Here is an 18,935-nt window from a genome sequence, read left to right as displayed (position 1 = left end):
CGAAGGAAATGCCGGACTTCGGGCGGTACGCCCGGCGGATCGCGGGGGCGATCGCCGGGCGTCCACGGTCGACCGGGGCTATTCGGCCGCCGGGTCGATCTCGCGCAGCAGACCCGTCTTCACGTCGAAGACGAAGCCCCGGACGTCGTCGGAGTGCAGCAGGAAGGGGGACGTCCGCACCCGCTGCATCGACTGCCGCACGTCCTGGTCCACGTCACGGAAGGCCTCGACCGCCCAGGCCGGACGCTGGCCGACCTCGTCCTCCAGCTCGTGCCGGAAGTCCTCGGTCAGCGACTCGAGACCGCAGGTCGTGTGGTGCACCAGCATCACGCTGCGGGTGCCGAGGGCGCGCTGGCTGATGGTCAGCGAGCGGATGACGTCGTCGGTGACCACACCGCCCGCGTTGCGGATGGTGTGACAGTCGCCGAGTTCGAGGCCGAGGGCGGCGTGGAGGTCCAGGCGGGCGTCCATGCAGGCGACGACGGCGACGCGCAGCACGGGGCGCGCGTCCATGCCCGGGTCGGTGAAGCGGGAGGCGTAGCGCTCGTTCGCCTCGACGAGACGGTCGGTGACCGTGCCGCCGGTGCGTATGGCGTCGGCAGGGGAGTGCGCGGAGGTCGACATGGTTCTGACGTTAATGGCCACAGCCCCTCCGGGCCCGCTGTGAGAGGGGACAAAGAACGCCATTGAGCCTTGTTGTGAGGTAACCCACAGGTCCCGGCGGCGCCGCTCCGAACGGGTGAGCCGTCCGGAATGTCCGGCCGGGTCGCCGGCGCCGTGCGACGCGCCAGCCGGTTGATTGACCGGCGGGTCCCGTGGACTAAAGTGACGCGAAGTTCACGGAGACAACGAGCGATTTCCGCGGTTTCTCCCCCGTGTGTGTGCGGCGGTACCTACGGCTCGGCCTCCTTCCGCTCGCCGGTACCTCCGCGCCGGATCTGAGAGGGCGCATTGAGCAACGACCGACACGTCCCGGTCATGCTCCAGCGGTGCCTGGACATGTTGGCCCCCGCCCTGGAGCGCCCCGGCGCGGTCGTCGTCGACTGCACCCTGGGCCTCGGCGGCCACAGCGAGGCACTCCTGAAGCGGTTCCCCGAGGCGCGGCTCGTCGCCCTCGACCGCGACAAGGAGGCCCTGCGGCTCTCCGGTGAGCGGCTCGCCCCGTACGGGGAGCGCGCCACCCTCGTCCACGCCGTGTACGACGAGCTTCCCGAGGTCCTCGACCGGCTCGGCCTGCCCACCGTGGACGGCGTCCTCTTCGACCTGGGCGTCTCCTCCATGCAGCTGGACGAGGCCGACCGCGGCTTCGCCTACGCCCAGGACGCCCCGCTCGACATGCGCATGGACCAGACGACCGGCATCAGCGCGGCCGAGGTCCTCAACACCTACCCGCCCGGCGAGCTGGTCCGCATCCTCCGCGCGTACGGCGAGGAGAAGCAGGCCAAGCGGATCGTCTCCGCGGTCGTGCGCGAGCGCGAGAAGGAGCCGTTCAGCAACAGCGCCCGGCTCGTCGAACTCATCCGCGACTCCCTGCCGCAGGCCGCCAAGCGGACCGGCGGCAACCCGGCCAAGCGCACCTTCCAGGCCCTGCGCATCGAGGTCAACGGCGAGCTGACCGTCCTGGAGCGGGCGATCCCGGCGGCCGTGAAGGCCCTCGGCGTCGGCGCCCGGATCGCGGTCCTCTCGTACCACTCGCTGGAGGACCGGCTGGTCAAGCAGGTCTTCGCGGCCGGCGCGGCGACCACCGCCCCGCCCGGCCTGCCGGTCGTCCCCGAGAAGTACCAGCCCCGCCTGAAGCTCCTCACCCGGGGCGCCGAGCTGCCCACCGAGGAGGAGGTCGCCGAGAACCGGCGCGCCGCCCCGGCCCGGCTCCGGGGCGCCGAGCGGATCCGGGAAGACGTCCTGTGAGCACGGCGAAGGGGCCGCTCAAAGGGCGGGCCGCGCGGCTCGGACGGCTCATGCCGTCGGGGCCCAGCTCGGCCGCCCGCACCCCCTTCGTCCTGCTGGTCGTCGTCCTGCTCGGCGGCGGCCTGATCAGCCTGCTCCTGCTGAACTCGGCCCTCAACCAGGGGTCCTTCAAGCTCAACGAGCTCAAGGACAGGACCACCGAGCTCACCGACGAGGAGCAGGCGCTCCAGCGGGACGTGGACGACTACGCGGCCCCCGACGCCCTCGAGCGGCGGGCCCGTGAACTCGGCATGGTCCCGGGCGGCAGCCCGGCGTTCCTCGGCCGGGACGGCAAGGTGCTCGGCGAGCCCTCGGAGGCGGTCGCGCCGCCGAAGCCGAGCCCGACCCCCAAGCCGGCGAAGCCGACGCCGAAGCCCCCGCCGAACGCCGATGCCTCCGGCGGAGCGGGTGCCGCGCGGACGAGCGCCGGCACGGACCCCGGTACCTCCGGCGCCCCCGGCACCGCCACGTTCGACAGCCCCACGACCAACGGCGCGAGCCCCGCGAGCACCACCTCGGTCCCGGCGGACACGGGAACACGCGGGGCGGACACCGGCGCGGCTCAGGCGGACACCGGCCCGCCCGGCGCGAGTCCCACCGGCCTCGGCCCCGCACGGACCGCGCCCGCGGCCGCCTCCGCTACCGACCCCCTCCCCGGCAGGTGACCGAGCAGTGCCCCCCCAGGAGCCCCCGCGCCGCCGCGTCCCCGGCCCCGCGCGTCCCCGGCCGGCCTCCGCCGGAGCCCGCCCGTCCCGGCCCGCCCCGCGCCCGGCGGCGAAGCGGCCCGCGCCCCGGCCCCCGGCCCGCCGGCCGCGCACCATCCGGCTCGGCAGCCCCCGGCCCCGGCTGCGCCTGGTCTCCCTGGGGCTGACCCTGGTCATGCTGGCCTTCGTGGTGCGACTGCTCCAGGTCCAGGCCGTCGACGCCAGCGCGTACGCGGCCAAGGCCGACAAGTACCGCTTCCAGGAGTACACGCTCTCCGCCGAGCGGGGTGAGATCACCGACCGCAACGGCATCGCGCTCGCCGCCAGCGTCGACGCGTACGACATCACCGCCGACCCCAAGCTCTTCACCCCCGAGGAGTCCAAGGTCCCCGACGCGCCCGAGCAGGCCGCGGCCCTCCTCGCCCCCCTCCTCGGCAAGCAGCCCGCGGAGCTCGCGAAGAAGCTCCGTACCCCCAAGTCCCGCTACACCCTCCTGGCCCGCAAGCAGACCCCGCAGGTCTGGAACCAGATCAAGGACCTCAGGAAGGTCTACGGGCAGAAGGCGCAGACCTCCGAGGGCGGCAACGGCGTCAACCTGCTCGGCGGCATCCTCAGCGAGCCCAGCACCAAGCGCGTGTACCCGAACGGCGAACTCGCCGCCGGGATACTGGGGTACGTCAACGCCGAGGGCAAGGGCGCCGGCGGCGTGGAGTCCATGCTCGACCCGGAGCTCGCCGGCAAGGACGGCAAGATCCGCTTCACCCAGTCCGGCGGCCGCCAGGTGCCCACCGCGGGCTCCCAGGGCACCCCCGCCGTCCCCGGCTCCGACATCGAGCTGACCATCGACCGGGACATCCAGTGGGCCGCCCAGCAGGCCATCACCGAGCAGGTGCGGAAGTCCAAGGCCGACCGGGGCTACGTGATCGTGCAGAACACGAAGACCGGCGAGGTCCTCGCCATGGCCAACGCCCCCGGCTTCGACCCCAACGACCTCTCCGCCGCCAACGCCGCCGCCATGGGCAACGCGGCCCTCCAGGACGCCTACGAGCCCGGCTCCACCAGCAAGGTCATGTCCATGGCCGCCGTCCTGGAGGAGGGCAAGGCGGCCCCCGACACCCACGTCACCGTCCCCAACCGGCTCCACCGCGGCGACCGGCTCTTCAAGGACGACATCGACCACCCGACCTGGTACCTGACCCTCAACGGCGTCCTCGCCAAGTCCAGCAACATCGGCACCATCCTCGCCACCGGCCAGCTCGGCGCCACCCAGGCCGAGTCCAACCGGATCCTCCACACCTACCTGCGCAAGTTCGGCATCGGCGCCCCCACCGGCCTGGACTACCCGGGCGAGACCGCCGGCATCCTCGCCAAGCCCCAGGACTGGTCGACCTCGCAGCAGTACACGATCCCCTTCGGCCAGGGCCTCTCCGTCAACGCCATGCAGGCCGCCTCCGTGTACTCGACCATCGCCAACGGAGGCGTACGCGTCGAGCCGACCCTGGTCCGCGGCACCAAGGGACCCGACGGCCGCTTCAACCCGGCCGCCGAGCCCAAGGAGTCCCGGGTCGTCAGCGAGAAGACCGCCAAGACCCTCGCCCGGATGCTGGAGTCCGTCGTCGACGACAGGGAGGGCACCGGCAACAAGGCCGCCATCCCCGGCTACCGCGTCGCCGGCAAGACCGGCACCGCCAACCGCGTCGACCCCGAACTCGGCCGCTACAAGGGCTACACCGCCTCCTTCGCCGGATTCGCCCCGGCGGACGACCCGCAGGTCACCGTCTACTGCGCCATCCAGAACCCCACCAAGGGCAGCTACTTCGGCGGCCAGATCTGCGGACCCATCTACAAGAAGGTCATGGAGTTCGCCCTCAAGACCCTCCACGTCGCCCCCACGGGCAGCGAGCCGGCCCGACTGCCGGTCATCTTCGACCCCACCCCGTGACCCTCCGGGAGCACCAGTGACAACGATCACCCCCCACTCCGGGAACCGGAAATCGAACTCCGGCGAGGCCCCGGGCTCTTTTGGCCCCCCACAGGGTGCGCCCGGTACGCTCACCGCCGTGCCACACGCTGATCAGTACCGAACCGCCCCGCCCCGGCCGCAGCAGGCCCGCCCGACACCCCTGGGCGACCTGGCCGCACAGCTGGGGGTCGACACCCCGCAGGCCGCCGAGATCTCGGGCATCACCCACGACTCGCGGGCCGTGCGCCCCGGCGACGTCTACGCGGCCCTGCCCGGCGCGCGCGCCCACGGAGCCGACTTCGTCGCCCAGGCCGCCGGACTCGGCGCCGCCGCGATCCTCACCGACCCGGCGGGCGCCGAGCGCGCCGCCGCGACCGGCCTGCCGGTCCTGGTCGTCGAGAACCCGCGCGGCCGGATGGGCGAACTCGCCGCCGAGATCTACGGCCGACCCGGCGCCGACCTCCTCCAGATCGGCATCACCGGTACCTCCGGCAAGACCACCACCGCCTACCTCGTCGAAGGCGGACTGCGCGGCTCCGGGCACCACACCGGACTCGTCGGCACCGTCGAGATGCGGATCGGCGACGAACGCATCAAGTCGGAGCGGACCACCCCCGAGGCCACCGACCTCCAGGCGCTCTTCGCCGTCATGCGCGAACGCGGCGTCGACGCGGTCGCCATGGAGGTCTCCAGCCACGCCCTCGTGCTCGGCCGGGTCGACGGCTGCGTCTTCGACGTCGCCGTCTTCAACAACCTCAGCCCGGAGCACATGGAGTTCCACTCCGACATGGACGACTACTACCGGGCGAAGGCCGGGCTCTTCACGCCCGAGCGCAGCCGCCTGGGCGTGGTCAACCTCGACGACGCGTACGGCCGCAGGCTCGCCGGGGAGGCGACCGTCCCGGTCGTCACCTTCTCCGCCGAGGGCCGCGCCGACGCCGACTGGCGCGCCGAGGACCTCGTCCTCGGCTCCCACGACTCGACGTTCACCGCCGTCGGCCCCGGGGGCGAGCGGATCGCCGCCACCGCCCCGCTGCCCGGCCCGTTCAACGTCGCCAACACCCTCGCCGCGATCGCCACCCTCGCCACCGCGGGCATCGACCCGAAGAGCGCCGCCGAGGGCATCGCCGCCGTCCCCGGCGTACCGGGCCGACTGGAGCGGGTCGAGGCCGGCCAGCCGTACCTCGCCGTCGTCGACTACGCGCACAAGACCGACGCCGTCGAATCCGTCCTGCGCTCCCTGCGCGAGGTCACCGAGGGCAGGCTCCACGTGGTCATCGGCTGCGGCGGCGACCGGGACACCACCAAGCGCGGCCCGATGGGCGCCGCCGCGGCCCGGCTCGCCGACACCGCCGTCCTGACCTCCGACAACCCCCGCTCCGAGGACCCGCTCGCGATCCTCACCGCCATGCTCACGGGCGCCGCCGAGGTGCCCGCGGAGGAACGCGGCGAGGTACTCGTCCTCGCCGACCGCGCCGCGGCCGTCGCCGCCGCCGTGGCCCGCGCCAGGCCGGGCGACACCGTCCTCGTCGCGGGCAAGGGCCACGAGCAGGGCCAGGAGATCGCCGGAGTGGTACGCCCCTTCGACGACCGCCAGGTCCTGCGCGAGGCCATCGCCGACCGCTTGCACACCCAGGCCTCCGCGCCGAGCGGAACCGACAGCCACCAGAACAGTCAGGGATGAAGCAGTGATCGCCCTCTCCCTCGCCGAGATCGCCGAAATCGTCGGCGGGCAGGCGCACGACATACCGGATCCGGCCGCCCGGATCACCGGGCCCGTCGTCATCGACTCCCGCGAGGTGCGGGCCGGCAGCCTCTTCGCGGCCTTCGCCGGTGAGCACGTCGACGGCCACGACTACGCGGAGCGCGCCGTCGCCGCGGGTGCGGTGGCGGTCCTCGCCGCCCGCCCCGTCGGCGTCCCCGCCCTCGTGGTCGACGACGTCCAGACCGCGCTCGGTGCCCTCGCCCGCGCGGTCGTCGAACGGCTCGGCACCGATGTCGTCGCCCTCACCGGCTCCGCCGGCAAGACGTCCACGAAGGACCTGATCGCCCAGGTCCTCGACCGGCACGCCCCCACGGTGTGGACCCCGGGCTCCCTCAACAACGAGATCGGCCTGCCGCTCACGGCGCTCCGCGCGAGCGACGAGACCCGGCACCTGGTCCTGGAGATGGGCGCCCGCGGCATCGGCCACATCCGCTACCTGGCCGGCCTCACCCCGCCCCGTATCGGACTCGTCCTCAACGTGGGCACCGCCCACATCGGCGAGTTCGGCGGCCGGGAGCAGATCGCCCAGGCCAAGGGCGAGCTCGTCGAGGCGCTGCCGTCGGCCGAGGAGGGCGGGGTGGCGGTCCTCAACGCCGACGACCCGCTCGTCCGCGCGATGGCGAGCCGCACCAAGGCCCGCGTGATCCTCTTCGGCGAAGCGGACGAAGCGGCCGTACGGGCCGAGAACGTCCACCTCACCGAGGGTGGACGGCCCTCTTTCCGCCTTCACACACCCACCGGGTGCAGCGACGTGACCTTGCGCCTGTACGGTGAGCACCACGTGTCGAACGCGCTCGCAGCGGCCGCCGTCGCGCACGAGCTGGGCATGCCTGTCGAAGAGATCGCCACCGCGCTCTCCGAGGCCGGCACCCTGTCGCGCTGGCGCATGGAGGTCACCGAGCGTCCGGACGGCGTGACGATCGTCAACGACGCCTACAACGCGAACCCCGAGTCCATGCGAGCCGCCCTGCGCGCGCTCGCGGCCATGGGCAGGGCCGCACAGGCCCGAGGGGCTCGTACGTGGGCGGTGCTCGGCAAGATGGCCGAGCTCGGTGACGCATCGCTCGTCGAGCACGACGCGGTCGGGCGGCTCGCCGTCCGGCTCAACGTCAGCAAGCTCGTCGCGGTCGGGGACAGGGAAGCGTCCTGGCTGCAACTGGGCGCATATAACGAGGGTTCGTGGGGTGAGGAGTCGGTGCACGTGTCCGACGCGCAGGCGGCTGTCGACCTGTTGCGCAGTGAGCTGCGCCCGGGGGACGTCGTCCTTGTGAAGGCTTCTAGGTCGGTCGGTCTCGAAAAGGTCGCCCTGGCACTCCTCGACACCGAGGGCGAGGGTGCCGTCCGATGAGGCAGATCCTCTTCGCCGGGGCCATCGGGCTCTTCCTGACCCTGATCGGCACGCCGCTGCTGATCAAGCTCCTCGCCCGCAAGGGATACGGGCAGTTCATCCGTGACGACGGCCCGCGCGGCCACGCCGGGAAGAAGGGCACGCCCACCATGGGCGGCATCTCCTTCATCCTGGCCACGCTCATCGCGTACGCGCTGGCCAAGGTCATCACGGGTGAACCCGTCTCGTACTCCGGCCTGCTCGTCCTCTTCCTGATGGCGGGCATGGGACTGGTCGGCTTCCTGGACGACTACATCAAGATCGTCAAGCAGCGGTCGCTCGGTCTGCGGGCCAAGGCGAAGATGGCCGGACAGCTGATCGTGGGCATCGCCTTCGCGGTGCTCGCGCTCCAGTTCTCCGACTCGCGCGGGCTCACCCCGGCCTCCGAGAGGCTCTCCTTCATCACGGACTTCGGCTGGACCATCGGCCCGGTGCTCTTCGTGGTCTGGGCCCTCTTCATGATCCTGGCCATGTCCAACGGCGTGAACCTGACGGACGGTCTGGACGGCCTGGCCACCGGCGCCTCGGTGATGGTCTTCGGCGCGTACACCTTCATCGGGCTCTGGCAGTTCCAGGAGTCCTGTGCGAACGCCATGACCCTGACCAACCCCAACGCCTGCTTCGAGGTCCGCGACCCGCTCGACCTCGCGGTCGTGGCCTCCGCCCTCATGGGAGCCTGCTTCGGCTTCCTGTGGTGGAACACCTCGCCCGCCAAGATCTTCATGGGCGACACCGGCTCGCTCGCCCTCGGCGGCGCCCTCGCCGGTCTCGCCATCTGCTCCCGTACGGAGCTCCTGCTGGCCCTGCTCGGCGGCCTGTTCGTGCTGATCACGATGTCCGTGGTCATCCAGGTCGGCTCGTTCAAGATGACCGGCAAGCGGGTCTTCCGGATGGCACCCCTCCAGCACCACTTCGAACTCAAGGGGTGGTCCGAGGTCCTGGTCGTCGTCCGGTTCTGGATCATCCAGGGCATGTGCGTGATCGTGGGCCTGGGTCTCTTCTACGCGGGATGGGCAGCGGACAAGTGACGGAACAGCTCGACTGGAACGGCAAGAAGGTCACCGTCGCGGGACTCGGCGTCTCCGGCATCCCGGCCGCCCGCGTCCTGCACGGCCTCGGCGCCCTCGTGACCGTCGTCAACGACGGCGACGACGAGCGCTCACGGGCGCAGGCCGCCGAGCTGGAGGCCGAGGGGATCACCGTCCGCCTCGGCGACGGGGCCACCCTGCCGTCCGGCACCGAGCTGATCGTCACCACCCCCGGCTGGCGGCCCGACAAGCCGCTCTTCACGGCCGCCGCGGAGGCGGGCGTGGAGATCTGGGGCGACGTCGAACTGGCCTGGCGGCTCAGGGGGCCCGGCGCGGCCCCCTGGCTCGCGGTCACCGGCACCAACGGCAAGACCACGACCGTCCGGATGCTCGCCTCGATCCTGGAGGCGGCCGGACTGCGGACCGCCGCCGTCGGCAACATCGGGGTCTCGCTCCTCGACGCCGTCCTCGGCGAGGAGCGGTACGACGTGCTCGCCGTCGAGCTCTCCAGCTACCAGCTCCACTGGGCGCCGTCCGTCCGCGTCCACTCGGGCGCCGTGCTCAACCTGGCGCCCGACCACCTCGACTGGCACGGCTCCATGGAGGCGTACGCCGCCGACAAGGGCCGGATCTACGAGGGCAACCAGGTCGCCTGTGTCTACAACGTCGCCGACAAGGCGACCGAGGACCTGGTCCGCGAGGCCGACGTCGAGGAGGGCTGCCGGGCCATCGGCTTCACCCTCGGCACCCCGGGCCCGTCCGAACTGGGCGTCGTCGAGGGCATCCTCGTCGACCGGGCCTTCGCCCCGAACCGGCAGAAGAACGCCCAGGAGCTCGCCGAGGTCGCCGACGTGCAGCCCCCGGCCCCGCACAACATCGCCAACGCCCTCGCGGCGGCCGCCCTCGCCCGCGCCTTCGGCGTCGACGCGAAGGCCGTACGGGACGGCCTGAAGGCCTTCCGGCCCGACCCGCACCGCATCGAACTGGTCGAGGAGGTCGGGGGAGTCACGTACGTCGACGACTCCAAGGCCACCAACACCCACGCCGCGGAAGCCTCGTTGGCGGCCTACGACCCGATCGTCTGGATCGCCGGCGGTCTCGCCAAGGGCGCGACCTTCGACGAGCTCGTCCAGAAGTCTGCGAAGCGCCTGCGCGGCGCCGTCCTGATCGGCGCCGACCGTGCCCTGATCCGCGAAGCCCTGGCGCGACACGCCCCGGAGGTACCGGTGGTGGACCTCGACCGGACCGACACTGGGGCGATGTCCGAGGCGGTCCGCGAGGCGGCCCGGCTCGCCCGCCCGGGGGACACGGTCCTCCTCGCCCCGGCCTGCGCCTCGATGGACATGTTCACCAACTACAACAAGCGGGGCGAGGCCTTCGCGGACGCGGTCCGCGCCCTCGCCGCCACCGGGGACGCCTGACCCGACCAGTGGGAGGGTCCGGCCGGACCGGGCACGACCGGAGGGGGCAGCGACCATGCCGAGCAAGATCGCAGGGACACGCAGGCCCTCCGCCGCACGCGGCGGAGGGCGGGCCCCCGCGACTCCACGGCGGCCGCGCGGCGGAGGCGTACGACGGCTGTACGAGCGGGCACGGAAGGCCTGGGACCGGCCTCTCACGGCCTATTACGTGATCATCGGCGCGGGGATGCTCATCACCGCCCTGGGGCTCGTGATGGTCTACTCCGCCTCGATGATCACCGCGCTCCGCTACGAGCTGGTGCCCTCCTACTTCTTCCGCAAGCAGTTCTTCGCCGCGCTGCTCGGCACCGGACTGCTGCTCGTCGCCTCACGGATGCCGGTGAAGCTCCACCGGGCCCTCGCCTACCCGATCCTGGTCGGCGCGGTCTTCCTCATGGTGCTCGTGCAGATCCCCGGAATAGGGCATTCCGTCGGCGGCAACCAGAACTGGATCTCGCTGGGCGGCCCGTTCATGCTCCAGCCCAGCGAGTTCGGCAAGCTGGCGCTGATCCTGTGGGGGGCCGACCTGCTCGCCCGCAAGCAGGACATGAAGCTGCTCACCCAGTGGAAACACATGCTGGTCCCGCTGGTCCCGGGCACGTTCATGCTGCTCGGGCTCATCATGCTCGGCGGCGACATGGGCACCGCGATCATCCTCACCGCGATCCTCTTCGGCCTGCTGTGGACCGCCGGAGCGCCCACCCGGCTCTTCGTCGGGGTGCTCGCGGTGGCCGGCGCCCTCGGGGCGCTGCTCATCAAGACGAGCCCGCACCGGATGGACCGCTTCCAGTGCATCGGAGCCTCCGACCCGGGCGGCGAGGGAGCCCCCTGTCTCCAGGCCGCGCACGGAATCTACGCGCTGGCCTCGGGCGGATGGTTCGGATCCGGGCTCGGTGCGAGCGTGGAGAAATGGGGCCAACTCCCCGAAGCCCACACCGACTTCATCTTCGCGGTGACCGGTGAGGAACTGGGTCTCGCGGGGACGCTGTCGGTACTCGCCCTGTTCGCGGCTCTAGGCTATGCGGGTATCCGCGTGGCCGGAGGCACGGAGGACCCCTTCGTGAGGTTCGCCGCGGGAGGTGTGACCACCTGGATCACGGCCCAGGCCGTGGTCAACATCGGTGCGGTGCTCGGTCTGCTGCCGATCGCCGGTGTCCCGCTCCCGTTGTTCTCCTACGGTGGGTCGGCCCTGCTGCCGACCATGTTCGCCGTCGGGCTCCTCATCGCCTTCGCGCGACAGGAACCCGCCGCGAAAGCGGCCCTGGCCATGCGCCGCCCCGGCTGGGGTAAGCGGGCCGGGGTGAGATGGAAGTCGATGCGACGGCGCGTCAAGAAGCGCCCGTCCGGAGAGCGGTGAATTTCGGTGCATGTCGTACTCGCCGGCGGGGGGACCGCCGGCCACATCGAGCCCGCGCTGGCCCTCGCGGACGCCCTGCGCAGGCAGGACCCCAGCGTGGGAATCACGGCGCTCGGCACGGAGAAGGGTCTGGAGACCCGGCTCGTGCCCGAGCGGGGCTACGAGTTGGCCCTCATCCCCGCCGTACCGCTGCCCCGCAAGCCCACCCCCGAGCTGATCACCGTCCCCGGGCGGCTGCGCGGCACCATCAAGGCCGCCGAGCAGATCCTGGAGCGCACCAAGGCGGACTGCGTGGTGGGCTTCGGCGGCTATGTGGCGCTGCCCGGCTATCTCGCGGCCAAGCGCCTCGGGGTGCCGATCGTGGTCCACGAGGCCAACGCCCGGCCCGGTCTGGCCAACAAGATCGGTTCGCGGTACGCCGCCGGGGTCGCCGTCGCCACCCCCGACAGCAAGCTCCGCAACGCCCGCTACATCGGCATCCCGCTGCGGCACACCATCGCCACCCTCGACCGGGCCCGGGTCCGCCCCGAGGCGCGCGCCGCGTTCGGTCTCGACCCGAACCTGCCGACCCTCCTGGTCTCCGGCGGCTCGCAGGGCGCCCGGCGGCTCAACGAGGTGGTCCAGCAGATCGCCCCGGTGCTCCAGCGCTCCGGCATCCAGATCCTGCACGCGGTCGGCCCGAAGAACGAAATGCCGCGCGTCGACAACATGCCCGGAATGCCGCCCTACGTGCCGGTACCGTACGTGGACCGGATGGATCTCGCGTACGCCGCGGCCGACATGATGCTCTGCCGCGCGGGCGCGATGACCGTCGCCGAGCTCTCCGCCGTCGGGCTGCCCGCCGCCTACGTCCCGCTGCCCATCGGCAACGGTGAACAGCGGCTCAACGCCCAGCCGGTGGTCAAGGCCGGCGGCGGACTCCTCGTCGACGACGCGGAGCTGACGCCGCAGTGGGTGCAGGGCAACGTCCTGCCCGTACTGGCCGATCCGCACCGGTTGTACGAGATGTCCCGGGCCGCCGCCGAGTTCGGCCGCCGGGACGCCGACGACCTGCTCGTCGGCATGGTGTACGAGGCGATCGCCGCCCGCCGACAGGCGTAGCGCGGCGGCTGAGGGCAGGAGGCGCCAGGTGGCAGCGGGACCGACGACCGCCGAGAAGAACGGCGCGAACACGTCGAAGGGGTCGTCGGAGGGTCCGTCCCGCGAAGGCCCCCGGAACCAGGGGTTCCGGGGGCCCCGCGCCCGGCTCCTCCTCCTCGCCCTCGGCGTCCTCCTGCTCGTGGCCGGCGGATTCTGGGCGCTCTACGGCTCCGCCTGGTTCCGTGTGGAACGTGTGAAGACTTCCGGCACCGCGGTCCTGACCCCGCGTGAGGTGGAGGCGGTCGCCGCCGTCCCCGTCGGGGCCCCGCTCGTCACCGTCGACACCGACGGCATCGAGGCCCGGCTCCGGCAGCGGCTGCCGCGCATCGAGTCGGTGGACGTCGTGCGGTCCTGGCCGCACGGAATCGGGCTGAAAGTGACGGAACGGAAGCCCGTTCTCCTGCTGGAAAAGGGCGGAAAGTTCATCGAAGTGGACGCGACCGGTGTGCGGTTCGCCACCGTCGACACCGCCCCCCGGGGCATCCCCCGGCTCGTCCTCGACAGCGCCTCCTCCCCGAGCCTGCGCCGCTTCGACGCGGACCGGCTGCTCCGGGAGGCTGTCCGCGTCCGGAGTGAACTCCCGGCGGAAATCGCCCGGGACACTCGTGTCGTACGCGTCACCTCGTACGACTCCGTCACTCTGGAGCTGACCAGGGGGCGCACCGTCTTCTGGGGCAGCGGCGAACACGGTCCGGTCAAGGCCCGCGTCCTCGCCGCGCTCCTGAAGGCCACTCCCAAAGCGGGGCACTTCGATGTAAGTGCACCCACCGCGCCCGCCTCGTCCGGGAGTTGACGGGTATCACCCCTGGCCAGCACCCTGGTTGGCCAGCGCTACGGGTGATCACATAGGGTGAAAAGAAAAACGGGAGGTTCGGCGTGTTCGTTGAACGTGCGCCACTTGTCGACTTAGTGTCCTGTTCGGAAGAGTCCAGCGAACAGAGACACTGGTAACCCTAAACTTCAACGTTAGGGTTTGGGTCGGCGTTTCGGACCGTCCCAATCGGCATCCGTCGGAGCGGCGCGACCAACCGCGCAGCGACGACACGTAACTCGAGGCGAGAGGCCTTCGACGTGGCAGCACCGCAGAACTACCTCGCAGTCATCAAGGTCATCGGTGTCGGCGGCGGTGGTGTCAATGCCATCAACCGAATGATCGAGGTCGGTCTCAAGGGCGTCGAGTTCATCGCGATCAACACCGACGCGCAAGCGCTGTTGATGAGCGACGCCGACGTCAAGCTCGACGTCGGCCGTGAACTCACCCGCGGCCTCGGGGCCGGGGCCAACCCGGCCGTCGGTCGCAAGGCGGCAGAGGACCACCGTGAGGAGATCGAGGAGGTCCTCAAGGGGGCCGACATGGTCTTCGTCACCGCCGGCGAAGGCGGCGGCACCGGCACCGGCGGCGCACCCGTCGTCGCCAACATCGCACGCTCGCTCGGCGCCCTCACGATCGGTGTGGTCACCCGGCCGTTCACCTTCGAGGGACGCCGTCGCGCCAACCAGGCGGAGGACGGCATCGCCGAACTCCGCGAAGAGGTCGACACCCTCATCGTCATCCCCAACGACCGACTGCTGTCGATCTCGGACCGCCAGGTCTCCGTGCTCGACGCCTTCAAGTCGGCCGACCAGGTGCTGCTGAGCGGTGTCCAGGGCATCACCGACCTCATCACCACCCCGGGCCTGATCAACCTCGACTTCGCCGACGTCAAGTCGGTCATGTCCGAGGCCGGTTCGGCGCTCATGGGCATCGGCTCCGCCCGCGGCGACGACCGCGCGGTGGCGGCGGCGGAGATGGCGATCTCCTCGCCGCTCCTGGAGGCCTCCATCGACGGCGCCCGCGGCGTGCTGCTCTCCATCTCCGGCGGCAGCGACCTCGGTCTCTTCGAGATCAACGAGGCCGCGCAGCTGGTCAGCGAGGCGGCCCACCCCGAGGCCAACATCATCTTCGGCGCCGTCATCGACGACGCCCTGGGCGACGAGGTCCGGGTCACCGTCATCGCGGCCGGCTTCGACGGCGGCCAGCCGCCGGCCCGCCGGGACAACATCATCGGCTCGGTCTCGGCCAAGCGCGAGGAGCCGGCCCCGGCACCCCGCCACGTCGAGAACTCCCGCCCGCTGGGCGGCCTCGGCACGGTCGCCCCGCGCGAGGAGCCGGTCCAGGCCCCGGCCGAGCCCGCCCCGGCGGTCAACGAGGCGCCGCTGTCGCCCGCCCCTCCGGTGGTCCCGCCGGCCCGTCCGTACGCGGACAGCCAGGCCGAAGAGCTGGACGTCCCGGACTTCCTGAAGTGATAGGACAGCGCTTCGACGCGAACGGCGCGCACTTCGCCTTCACCGACCGGTGGGGCGGGGTGAGCGCCGTTCCGTACGAGGAGCTCAACCTCGGCGGCGCGGTCGGCGACGACCCCGAAGCCGTACGGACCAACCGGGCCCGCGCCGCCGGAGCCCTCGGGCTCGACCCGGTGCGGGTGGTCTGGATGAACCAGGTGCACGGCGCGGACGTCGCGGAGGTCGACGGGCCCTGGTCCGCCCGCGAGATCCCCTCGGTGGACGCGCTCGTCACCTCCCGCCCGGGACTCGGCCTCGCGGTCCTCACCGCGGACTGCGTCCCGGTCCTCCTCGCGGACCCCGTCGCGGGAGTCGCGGCCGCCGCCCACGCCGGGCGTCCCGGGATGGTGGCGGGAGTCGTTCCCGCCGCGGTCGCGGCCATGATCGAACTCGGCGCCGACCCCGCCCGTATCGTCGCCCGCACCGGCCCCGCCGTCTGCGGGCGCTGCTACGAGGTGCCGGAGGCCATGCGGGCCGAGGTCGCCGAGACCGAACCCGCCGCCTGGGCCGAGACGAGCTGGGGCACCCCGGCCGTCGACGTCACCGCCGGAGTGCACGCCCAGCTCGAACGGCTCGGCGTCACCGACCGGTGGGCCGACCCGGTCTGCACCCGGGAATCCGGTGACCACTACTCGTACCGCCGCGATCGCACCACGGGGCGACTCGCGGGATATGTCTGGTTGGACTGAGAAGAGACATGACGGACCGCACGTCGGAACTCGCCGAGAATCTGGCCCGGGTGGAGGAGCGCATCGCCGCCGCCTGTGCCGCAGCCGGGCGCGCGCGGGAAGAGGTGACGCTCATCGTGGTCACCAAGACCTACCCCGCGAGCGACGTGAGAATCCTGCACGGACTCGGGGTGCGGCACGTCGCCGAGAACCGGGACCAGGACGCCGCGCCGAAGGCGACGGCCTGCGCCGACCTTGATCTGACCTGGCACTTCGTGGGTCAGTTGCAGACCAACAAGGTCAGGTCCGTGGTGGGTTATGCCGATCTGGTGCAGTCTGTCGACCGCTTGAAGCTCGTTTCCTCCCTCTCCGCGGCCGCGGAGAGGGAGGGACGCGAGATCGGCTGCCTCCTGCAGGTCGCACTCGACGCCGAGTCCGGCGAGCGGGGCGAGCGCGGCGGTGTCGCGCCCGACGGGATCGAGGAGTTGGCGGCCGGTGTGGACGCCGCCCCCGGAGTGCGGCTCGACGGACTGATGACCGTCGCCCCGCTCGCCGGTCCGTACGCGGGACGGCAACGCGCCGCCTTCGACCGGCTGATGGATTTGTCGACTGCCCTGCGCGCGACCCGTCCGGCTGCGAACATGGTGTCAGCAGGGATGAGTGCGGACCTCGAGGAGGCCGTCGCTGCCGGGGCGACACACGTACGCGTCGGTACGGCGGTACTCGGAGTCCGCCCGAAGCTCGGGTAACGTCGCGAAGCAAGTCGGACCACAGCAGAAAATATGGTCATTCCGCAGAACGGCGGGACGACCCGTGGATCGCGGGCACTTGGTGACGCTGCGACATCGGCCGGTACGGCGATCCACCACAGAGCGGAGGACTCAGAGAATGGCCGGCGCGATGCGCAAGATGGCGGTCTACCTCGGCCTCGTGGAGGACGATGGGTACGACGGCCGGGGCTTCGACCCCGACGACGACTTCGAACCCGAGCTGGAGCCGGAGCCCGAGCGGGAGCGGCGCCACACCCCTCCGCGCCAGATGGAGCGTGAGGAACCGGTACGAGTGGTGCAGCCCCCCGCTCCCCGGGAACCGATCGCCCATTCTGTCCCGGTACTCGCCGAAAGCGGACGTCCGGCCCGAATCGCCCCCGTGGCATCCATCACACCCGAACGTCCGAGCATGGAGAAGAACGCACCGGTGATCATGCCCAAGGTCGTGTCCGAGCGGGAGCCCTACCGCATCACCACGCTGCACCCCCGGACCTACAACGAGGCCCGTACCATCGGGGAACACTTCCGTGAGGGCACCCCGGTGATCATGAATCTCACGGAGATGGACGACACGGACGCGAAGCGACTTGTCGACTTTGCCGCCGGACTCGTCTTCGGGCTCCATGGCAGCATTGAGCGCGTGACGCAGAAGGTGTTCCTGTTGTCGCCTGCTAACGTCGATGTCACGGCGGAGGACAAGGCCCGGATCGCAGAGGGCGGATTCTTCAACCAGAGCTGAGAACACGAGAACCGGACGGACCGGTCGCGAAGCGGCCGGAACAAGTGAGAGCACGTAAGTCAGGGGAGAGGGAAACGCGGGATGGGCGTCGCACTACAGGTGGTCTACATCGTGCTGATGTGCTTCCTCGTCCTCCTGATCGTCCGACTTGTCATGGACTACGTCTTCCAGTTCGCCCGTTCATGGCAACCCGGTAAGGCGATGGTGGTCGTTCTCGAGGCCACCTACACTGTCACCGATCCACCGCTCAAGCTTCTGCGGCGACTCATCCCGCCGCTGCGTCTCGGGGGCGTGGCACTCGACCTGTCCTTCTTCGTTCTGATGATCATCGTCTACATCCTGATCTCCATCGTGAGCAGCTTCGCGAGGTGAATGTGGACGATACGGTCTTGCCGACTGCCGACGACTACGTAGAGGTGAAGAAGAGATGCCGCTGACCCCCGAGGACGTGCGGAACAAGCAGTTCACGACGGTCCGCCTCCGAGAAGGCTATGACGAGGACGAGGTCGATGCCTTCCTCGACGAGGTCGAGGCCGAGCTGACCCGCCTGCTCCGCGAGAACGAGGACCTGCGCGCCAAGCTGGCCGCCGCGACGCGTGCCGCCGCGCAGAACCAGCAGCAGCAGGGGATGCGCAAGCCCCCGGAGCAGCAGGATCGTCCCGTCGGTCCCGGCGCGCCCGTGCCCGCCGCCATATCCGGACCGCCGGTCCAGCAGCAGCCGCCGCAGATGGGCCCGCCGCAGCTTCCGTCCGGTGCCCCGCAGCTTCCCGCCGGCCCGATGCAGGGCGGCCCCATGCAGGGTGGGCCCATGCAGGGCGGCCCGATGGGTCCCGGCCCGATGCAGGGCGGCCCCATGGGTCACCCGCAGCAGCAGATGCAGCAGCAGCAGATGCAGCAGCAGATGCCGCCGCAGATGCAGCAGCAGCCTGCCCAGGGTCCCGGTGGCGACAGTGCCGCGCGTGTCCTCTCGCTGGCCCAGCAGACCGCCGACCAGGCGATCGCCGAGGCCCGCTCCGAGGCCAACAAGATCGTCGGCGAGGCGCGTTCGCGCGCCGAGGGCCTGGAGCGCGACGCCCGCGCCAAGGCGGACGCTCTCGAGCGGGACGCGCAGGAGAAGCACCGCGTCGCCATGGGCTCCCTGGAGTCCGCCCGCGCGACGCTGGAGCGCAAGGTCGAGGACTTGCGCGGCTTCGAGCGCGAGTACCGCACGCGTCTGAAGTCGTACCTGGAGTCGCAGCTGCGTCAGCTGGAGACCCAGGCCGACGACTCGCTGGCCCCGCCGCGCACCCCGGCCGCGGCCTCCCTGCCGCCGGCCCCGTCGATGGCCTCGGCGGGCGCGAGCGCGCCGTCCTACGGCGGCAACGGCGCGATGGGCGGTGCGCCGTCCATGGGTGGCGCCCCCTCCTACGGCGGTCAGCAGCAGATGTCCCCGGCGATGACCCAGCCGATGGCTCCGGTCCGGCCGCAGGCTCCGCAGCCGATGCAGCAGGCGCCGGCGCCGATGCGCGGCTTCCTGATCGACGAGGACGACAACTGACGGCGCGTGGTCGCGCGATGAGCGCGTAGCCGTCGGCAGGCTAGAGGGCCGGGCCGGGCCGGCGGCCGGGCCTCCCGCGGGCTCGGCCACGCCACGGCCTCGGGGATCGCCTCGGGCGTCGCCTCCGCGCTCACCCAGACCCTGACGG

General features: G+C 71.5%; 17 protein-coding genes. 16 read left to right on the top strand and 1 reads right to left on the bottom strand.

The window, feature by feature from the left end; genetic code table 11:
* Positions 1-78: 78 nt before the first annotated feature.
* Positions 79-624: a beta-class carbonic anhydrase gene (locus ABT129_RS24755; protein ID WP_351905487.1), complete on the bottom strand. Its 546-nt coding sequence runs from the start codon at positions 622-624 to the stop codon at positions 79-81.
* 327 nt (positions 625-951) lie between these two features.
* On the opposite strand from ABT129_RS24755, the gene rsmH reads away from it, so the two are divergent.
* The 16 genes from rsmH to ABT129_RS24675 all read left to right on the top strand — a co-directional run bounded on the left by rsmH (position 952) and on the right by ABT129_RS24675 (position 18,787).
* Positions 952-1,908, top strand: a complete 957-nt coding sequence (rsmH, locus tag ABT129_RS24750; protein ID WP_351905484.1) for a 16S rRNA (cytosine(1402)-N(4))-methyltransferase RsmH — start codon at positions 952-954, stop codon at positions 1,906-1,908.
* Positions 1,905-2,612, top strand: coding sequence for a cell division protein FtsL (ftsL, locus tag ABT129_RS24745; RefSeq protein WP_502981893.1), 708 nt, complete (start codon positions 1,905-1,907; stop codon positions 2,610-2,612). Before rsmH ends, ftsL begins: the two co-directional genes overlap by 4 nt.
* A 7-nt stretch (positions 2,613-2,619) precedes the next feature.
* Positions 2,620-4,593: a peptidoglycan D,D-transpeptidase FtsI family protein gene (locus tag ABT129_RS24740; RefSeq protein WP_351905481.1), complete on the top strand. Its 1,974-nt coding sequence runs from the start codon at positions 2,620-2,622 to the stop codon at positions 4,591-4,593.
* A 16-nt stretch (positions 4,594-4,609) separates the two neighbouring features.
* Positions 4,610-6,298 (top strand): UDP-N-acetylmuramoyl-L-alanyl-D-glutamate--2,6-diaminopimelate ligase, encoded by a 1,689-nt coding sequence (locus ABT129_RS24735; protein ID WP_502981892.1) that lies wholly within the window; start codon positions 4,610-4,612, stop codon positions 6,296-6,298.
* A 4-nt stretch (positions 6,299-6,302) separates the two neighbouring features.
* Entirely contained in the window at positions 6,303-7,727 is a 1,425-nt protein-coding gene (locus tag ABT129_RS24730; RefSeq protein ID WP_351905475.1) for a UDP-N-acetylmuramoyl-tripeptide--D-alanyl-D-alanine ligase, read from the top strand.
* Positions 7,724-8,794 (top strand): phospho-N-acetylmuramoyl-pentapeptide-transferase, encoded by a 1,071-nt coding sequence (gene mraY, locus ABT129_RS24725; RefSeq protein ID WP_351905472.1) that lies wholly within the window; start codon positions 7,724-7,726, stop codon positions 8,792-8,794. The genes ABT129_RS24730 and mraY overlap by 4 nt, the downstream gene beginning before the upstream one ends.
* Positions 8,776-10,215, top strand: a complete 1,440-nt coding sequence (murD, locus tag ABT129_RS24720; RefSeq protein WP_351905469.1) for a UDP-N-acetylmuramoyl-L-alanine--D-glutamate ligase — start codon at positions 8,776-8,778, stop codon at positions 10,213-10,215. Before mraY ends, murD begins: the two co-directional genes overlap by 19 nt.
* Positions 10,216-10,270: 55 nt before the next feature.
* Positions 10,271-11,611 carry a putative lipid II flippase FtsW gene (ftsW, locus tag ABT129_RS24715; protein WP_351905466.1) on the top strand — a complete coding sequence of 447 codons (1,341 nt, stop codon included), beginning with the start codon at positions 10,271-10,273 and terminating at the stop codon, positions 11,609-11,611.
* A 6-nt stretch (positions 11,612-11,617) separates the two neighbouring features.
* Positions 11,618-12,712, top strand: a complete 1,095-nt coding sequence (murG, locus tag ABT129_RS24710) for an undecaprenyldiphospho-muramoylpentapeptide beta-N-acetylglucosaminyltransferase (RefSeq protein ID WP_024757246.1) — start codon at positions 11,618-11,620, stop codon at positions 12,710-12,712.
* Positions 12,713-12,740: 28 nt separating this feature from the next.
* On the top strand, positions 12,741-13,544 hold the full coding sequence (locus tag ABT129_RS24705; protein WP_351905462.1) for a cell division protein FtsQ/DivIB: 804 nt from the start codon (positions 12,741-12,743) through the stop codon (positions 13,542-13,544).
* Positions 13,545-13,822: 278 nt separating this feature from the next.
* Positions 13,823-15,037, top strand: a complete 1,215-nt coding sequence (ftsZ, locus tag ABT129_RS24700; protein WP_351905459.1) for a cell division protein FtsZ — start codon at positions 13,823-13,825, stop codon at positions 15,035-15,037.
* Positions 15,034-15,762 carry a peptidoglycan editing factor PgeF gene (pgeF, locus tag ABT129_RS24695; protein WP_351905456.1) on the top strand — a complete coding sequence of 243 codons (729 nt, stop codon included), beginning with the start codon at positions 15,034-15,036 and terminating at the stop codon, positions 15,760-15,762. The genes ftsZ and pgeF overlap by 4 nt, the downstream gene beginning before the upstream one ends.
* 8 nt (positions 15,763-15,770) lie before the next feature.
* Entirely contained in the window at positions 15,771-16,490 is a 720-nt protein-coding gene (locus ABT129_RS24690) for a YggS family pyridoxal phosphate-dependent enzyme (RefSeq protein ID WP_351905453.1), read from the top strand.
* Between the two features lie 139 nt (positions 16,491-16,629).
* Entirely contained in the window at positions 16,630-17,250 is a 621-nt protein-coding gene (locus tag ABT129_RS24685; protein WP_351905450.1) for a cell division protein SepF, read from the top strand.
* Positions 17,251-17,331: 81 nt separating this feature from the next.
* Positions 17,332-17,622: a YggT family protein gene (locus tag ABT129_RS24680; RefSeq protein ID WP_017238790.1), complete on the top strand. Its 291-nt coding sequence runs from the start codon at positions 17,332-17,334 to the stop codon at positions 17,620-17,622.
* Positions 17,623-17,677: 55 nt separating this feature from the next.
* Complete coding sequence (locus tag ABT129_RS24675; RefSeq protein WP_351905446.1) at positions 17,678-18,787, top strand: DivIVA domain-containing protein; 1,110 nt, start codon at positions 17,678-17,680, stop codon at positions 18,785-18,787.
* Positions 18,788-18,935: the final 148 nt, after the last annotated feature.

This window comes from Streptomyces sp. NPDC002057, from assembly GCF_040296665.1.
GTDB lineage: Bacteria > Actinomycetota > Actinomycetes > Streptomycetales > Streptomycetaceae > Streptomyces.
This window is presented reverse-complemented; position numbering and strand designations above follow the sequence as displayed.

Bases quoted from the DNA above. Each gene is read 5' to 3' on its own strand.
- ABT129_RS24755 (WP_351905487.1), bottom strand. From the start codon at position 624: ATGTCGACCTCCGCGCACTCCCCTGCCGACGCCATACGCACCGGCGGC.
- mraY (WP_351905472.1), top strand. From the start codon at position 7,724: ATGAGGCAGATCCTCTTCGCCGGGGCCATCGGGCTCTTCCTGACCCTG.
- murD (WP_351905469.1), top strand. From the start codon at position 8,776: ATGGGCAGCGGACAAGTGACGGAACAGCTCGACTGGAACGGCAAGAAG.
- ftsW (WP_351905466.1), top strand. From the start codon at position 10,271: ATGCCGAGCAAGATCGCAGGGACACGCAGGCCCTCCGCCGCACGCGGC.
- ABT129_RS24690 (WP_351905453.1), top strand. From the start codon at position 15,771: ATGACGGACCGCACGTCGGAACTCGCCGAGAATCTGGCCCGGGTGGAG.
- ABT129_RS24685 (WP_351905450.1), top strand. From the start codon at position 16,630: ATGGCCGGCGCGATGCGCAAGATGGCGGTCTACCTCGGCCTCGTGGAG.
- ABT129_RS24680 (WP_017238790.1), top strand. From the start codon at position 17,332: ATGGGCGTCGCACTACAGGTGGTCTACATCGTGCTGATGTGCTTCCTC.
- ABT129_RS24675 (WP_351905446.1), top strand. From the start codon at position 17,678: ATGCCGCTGACCCCCGAGGACGTGCGGAACAAGCAGTTCACGACGGTC.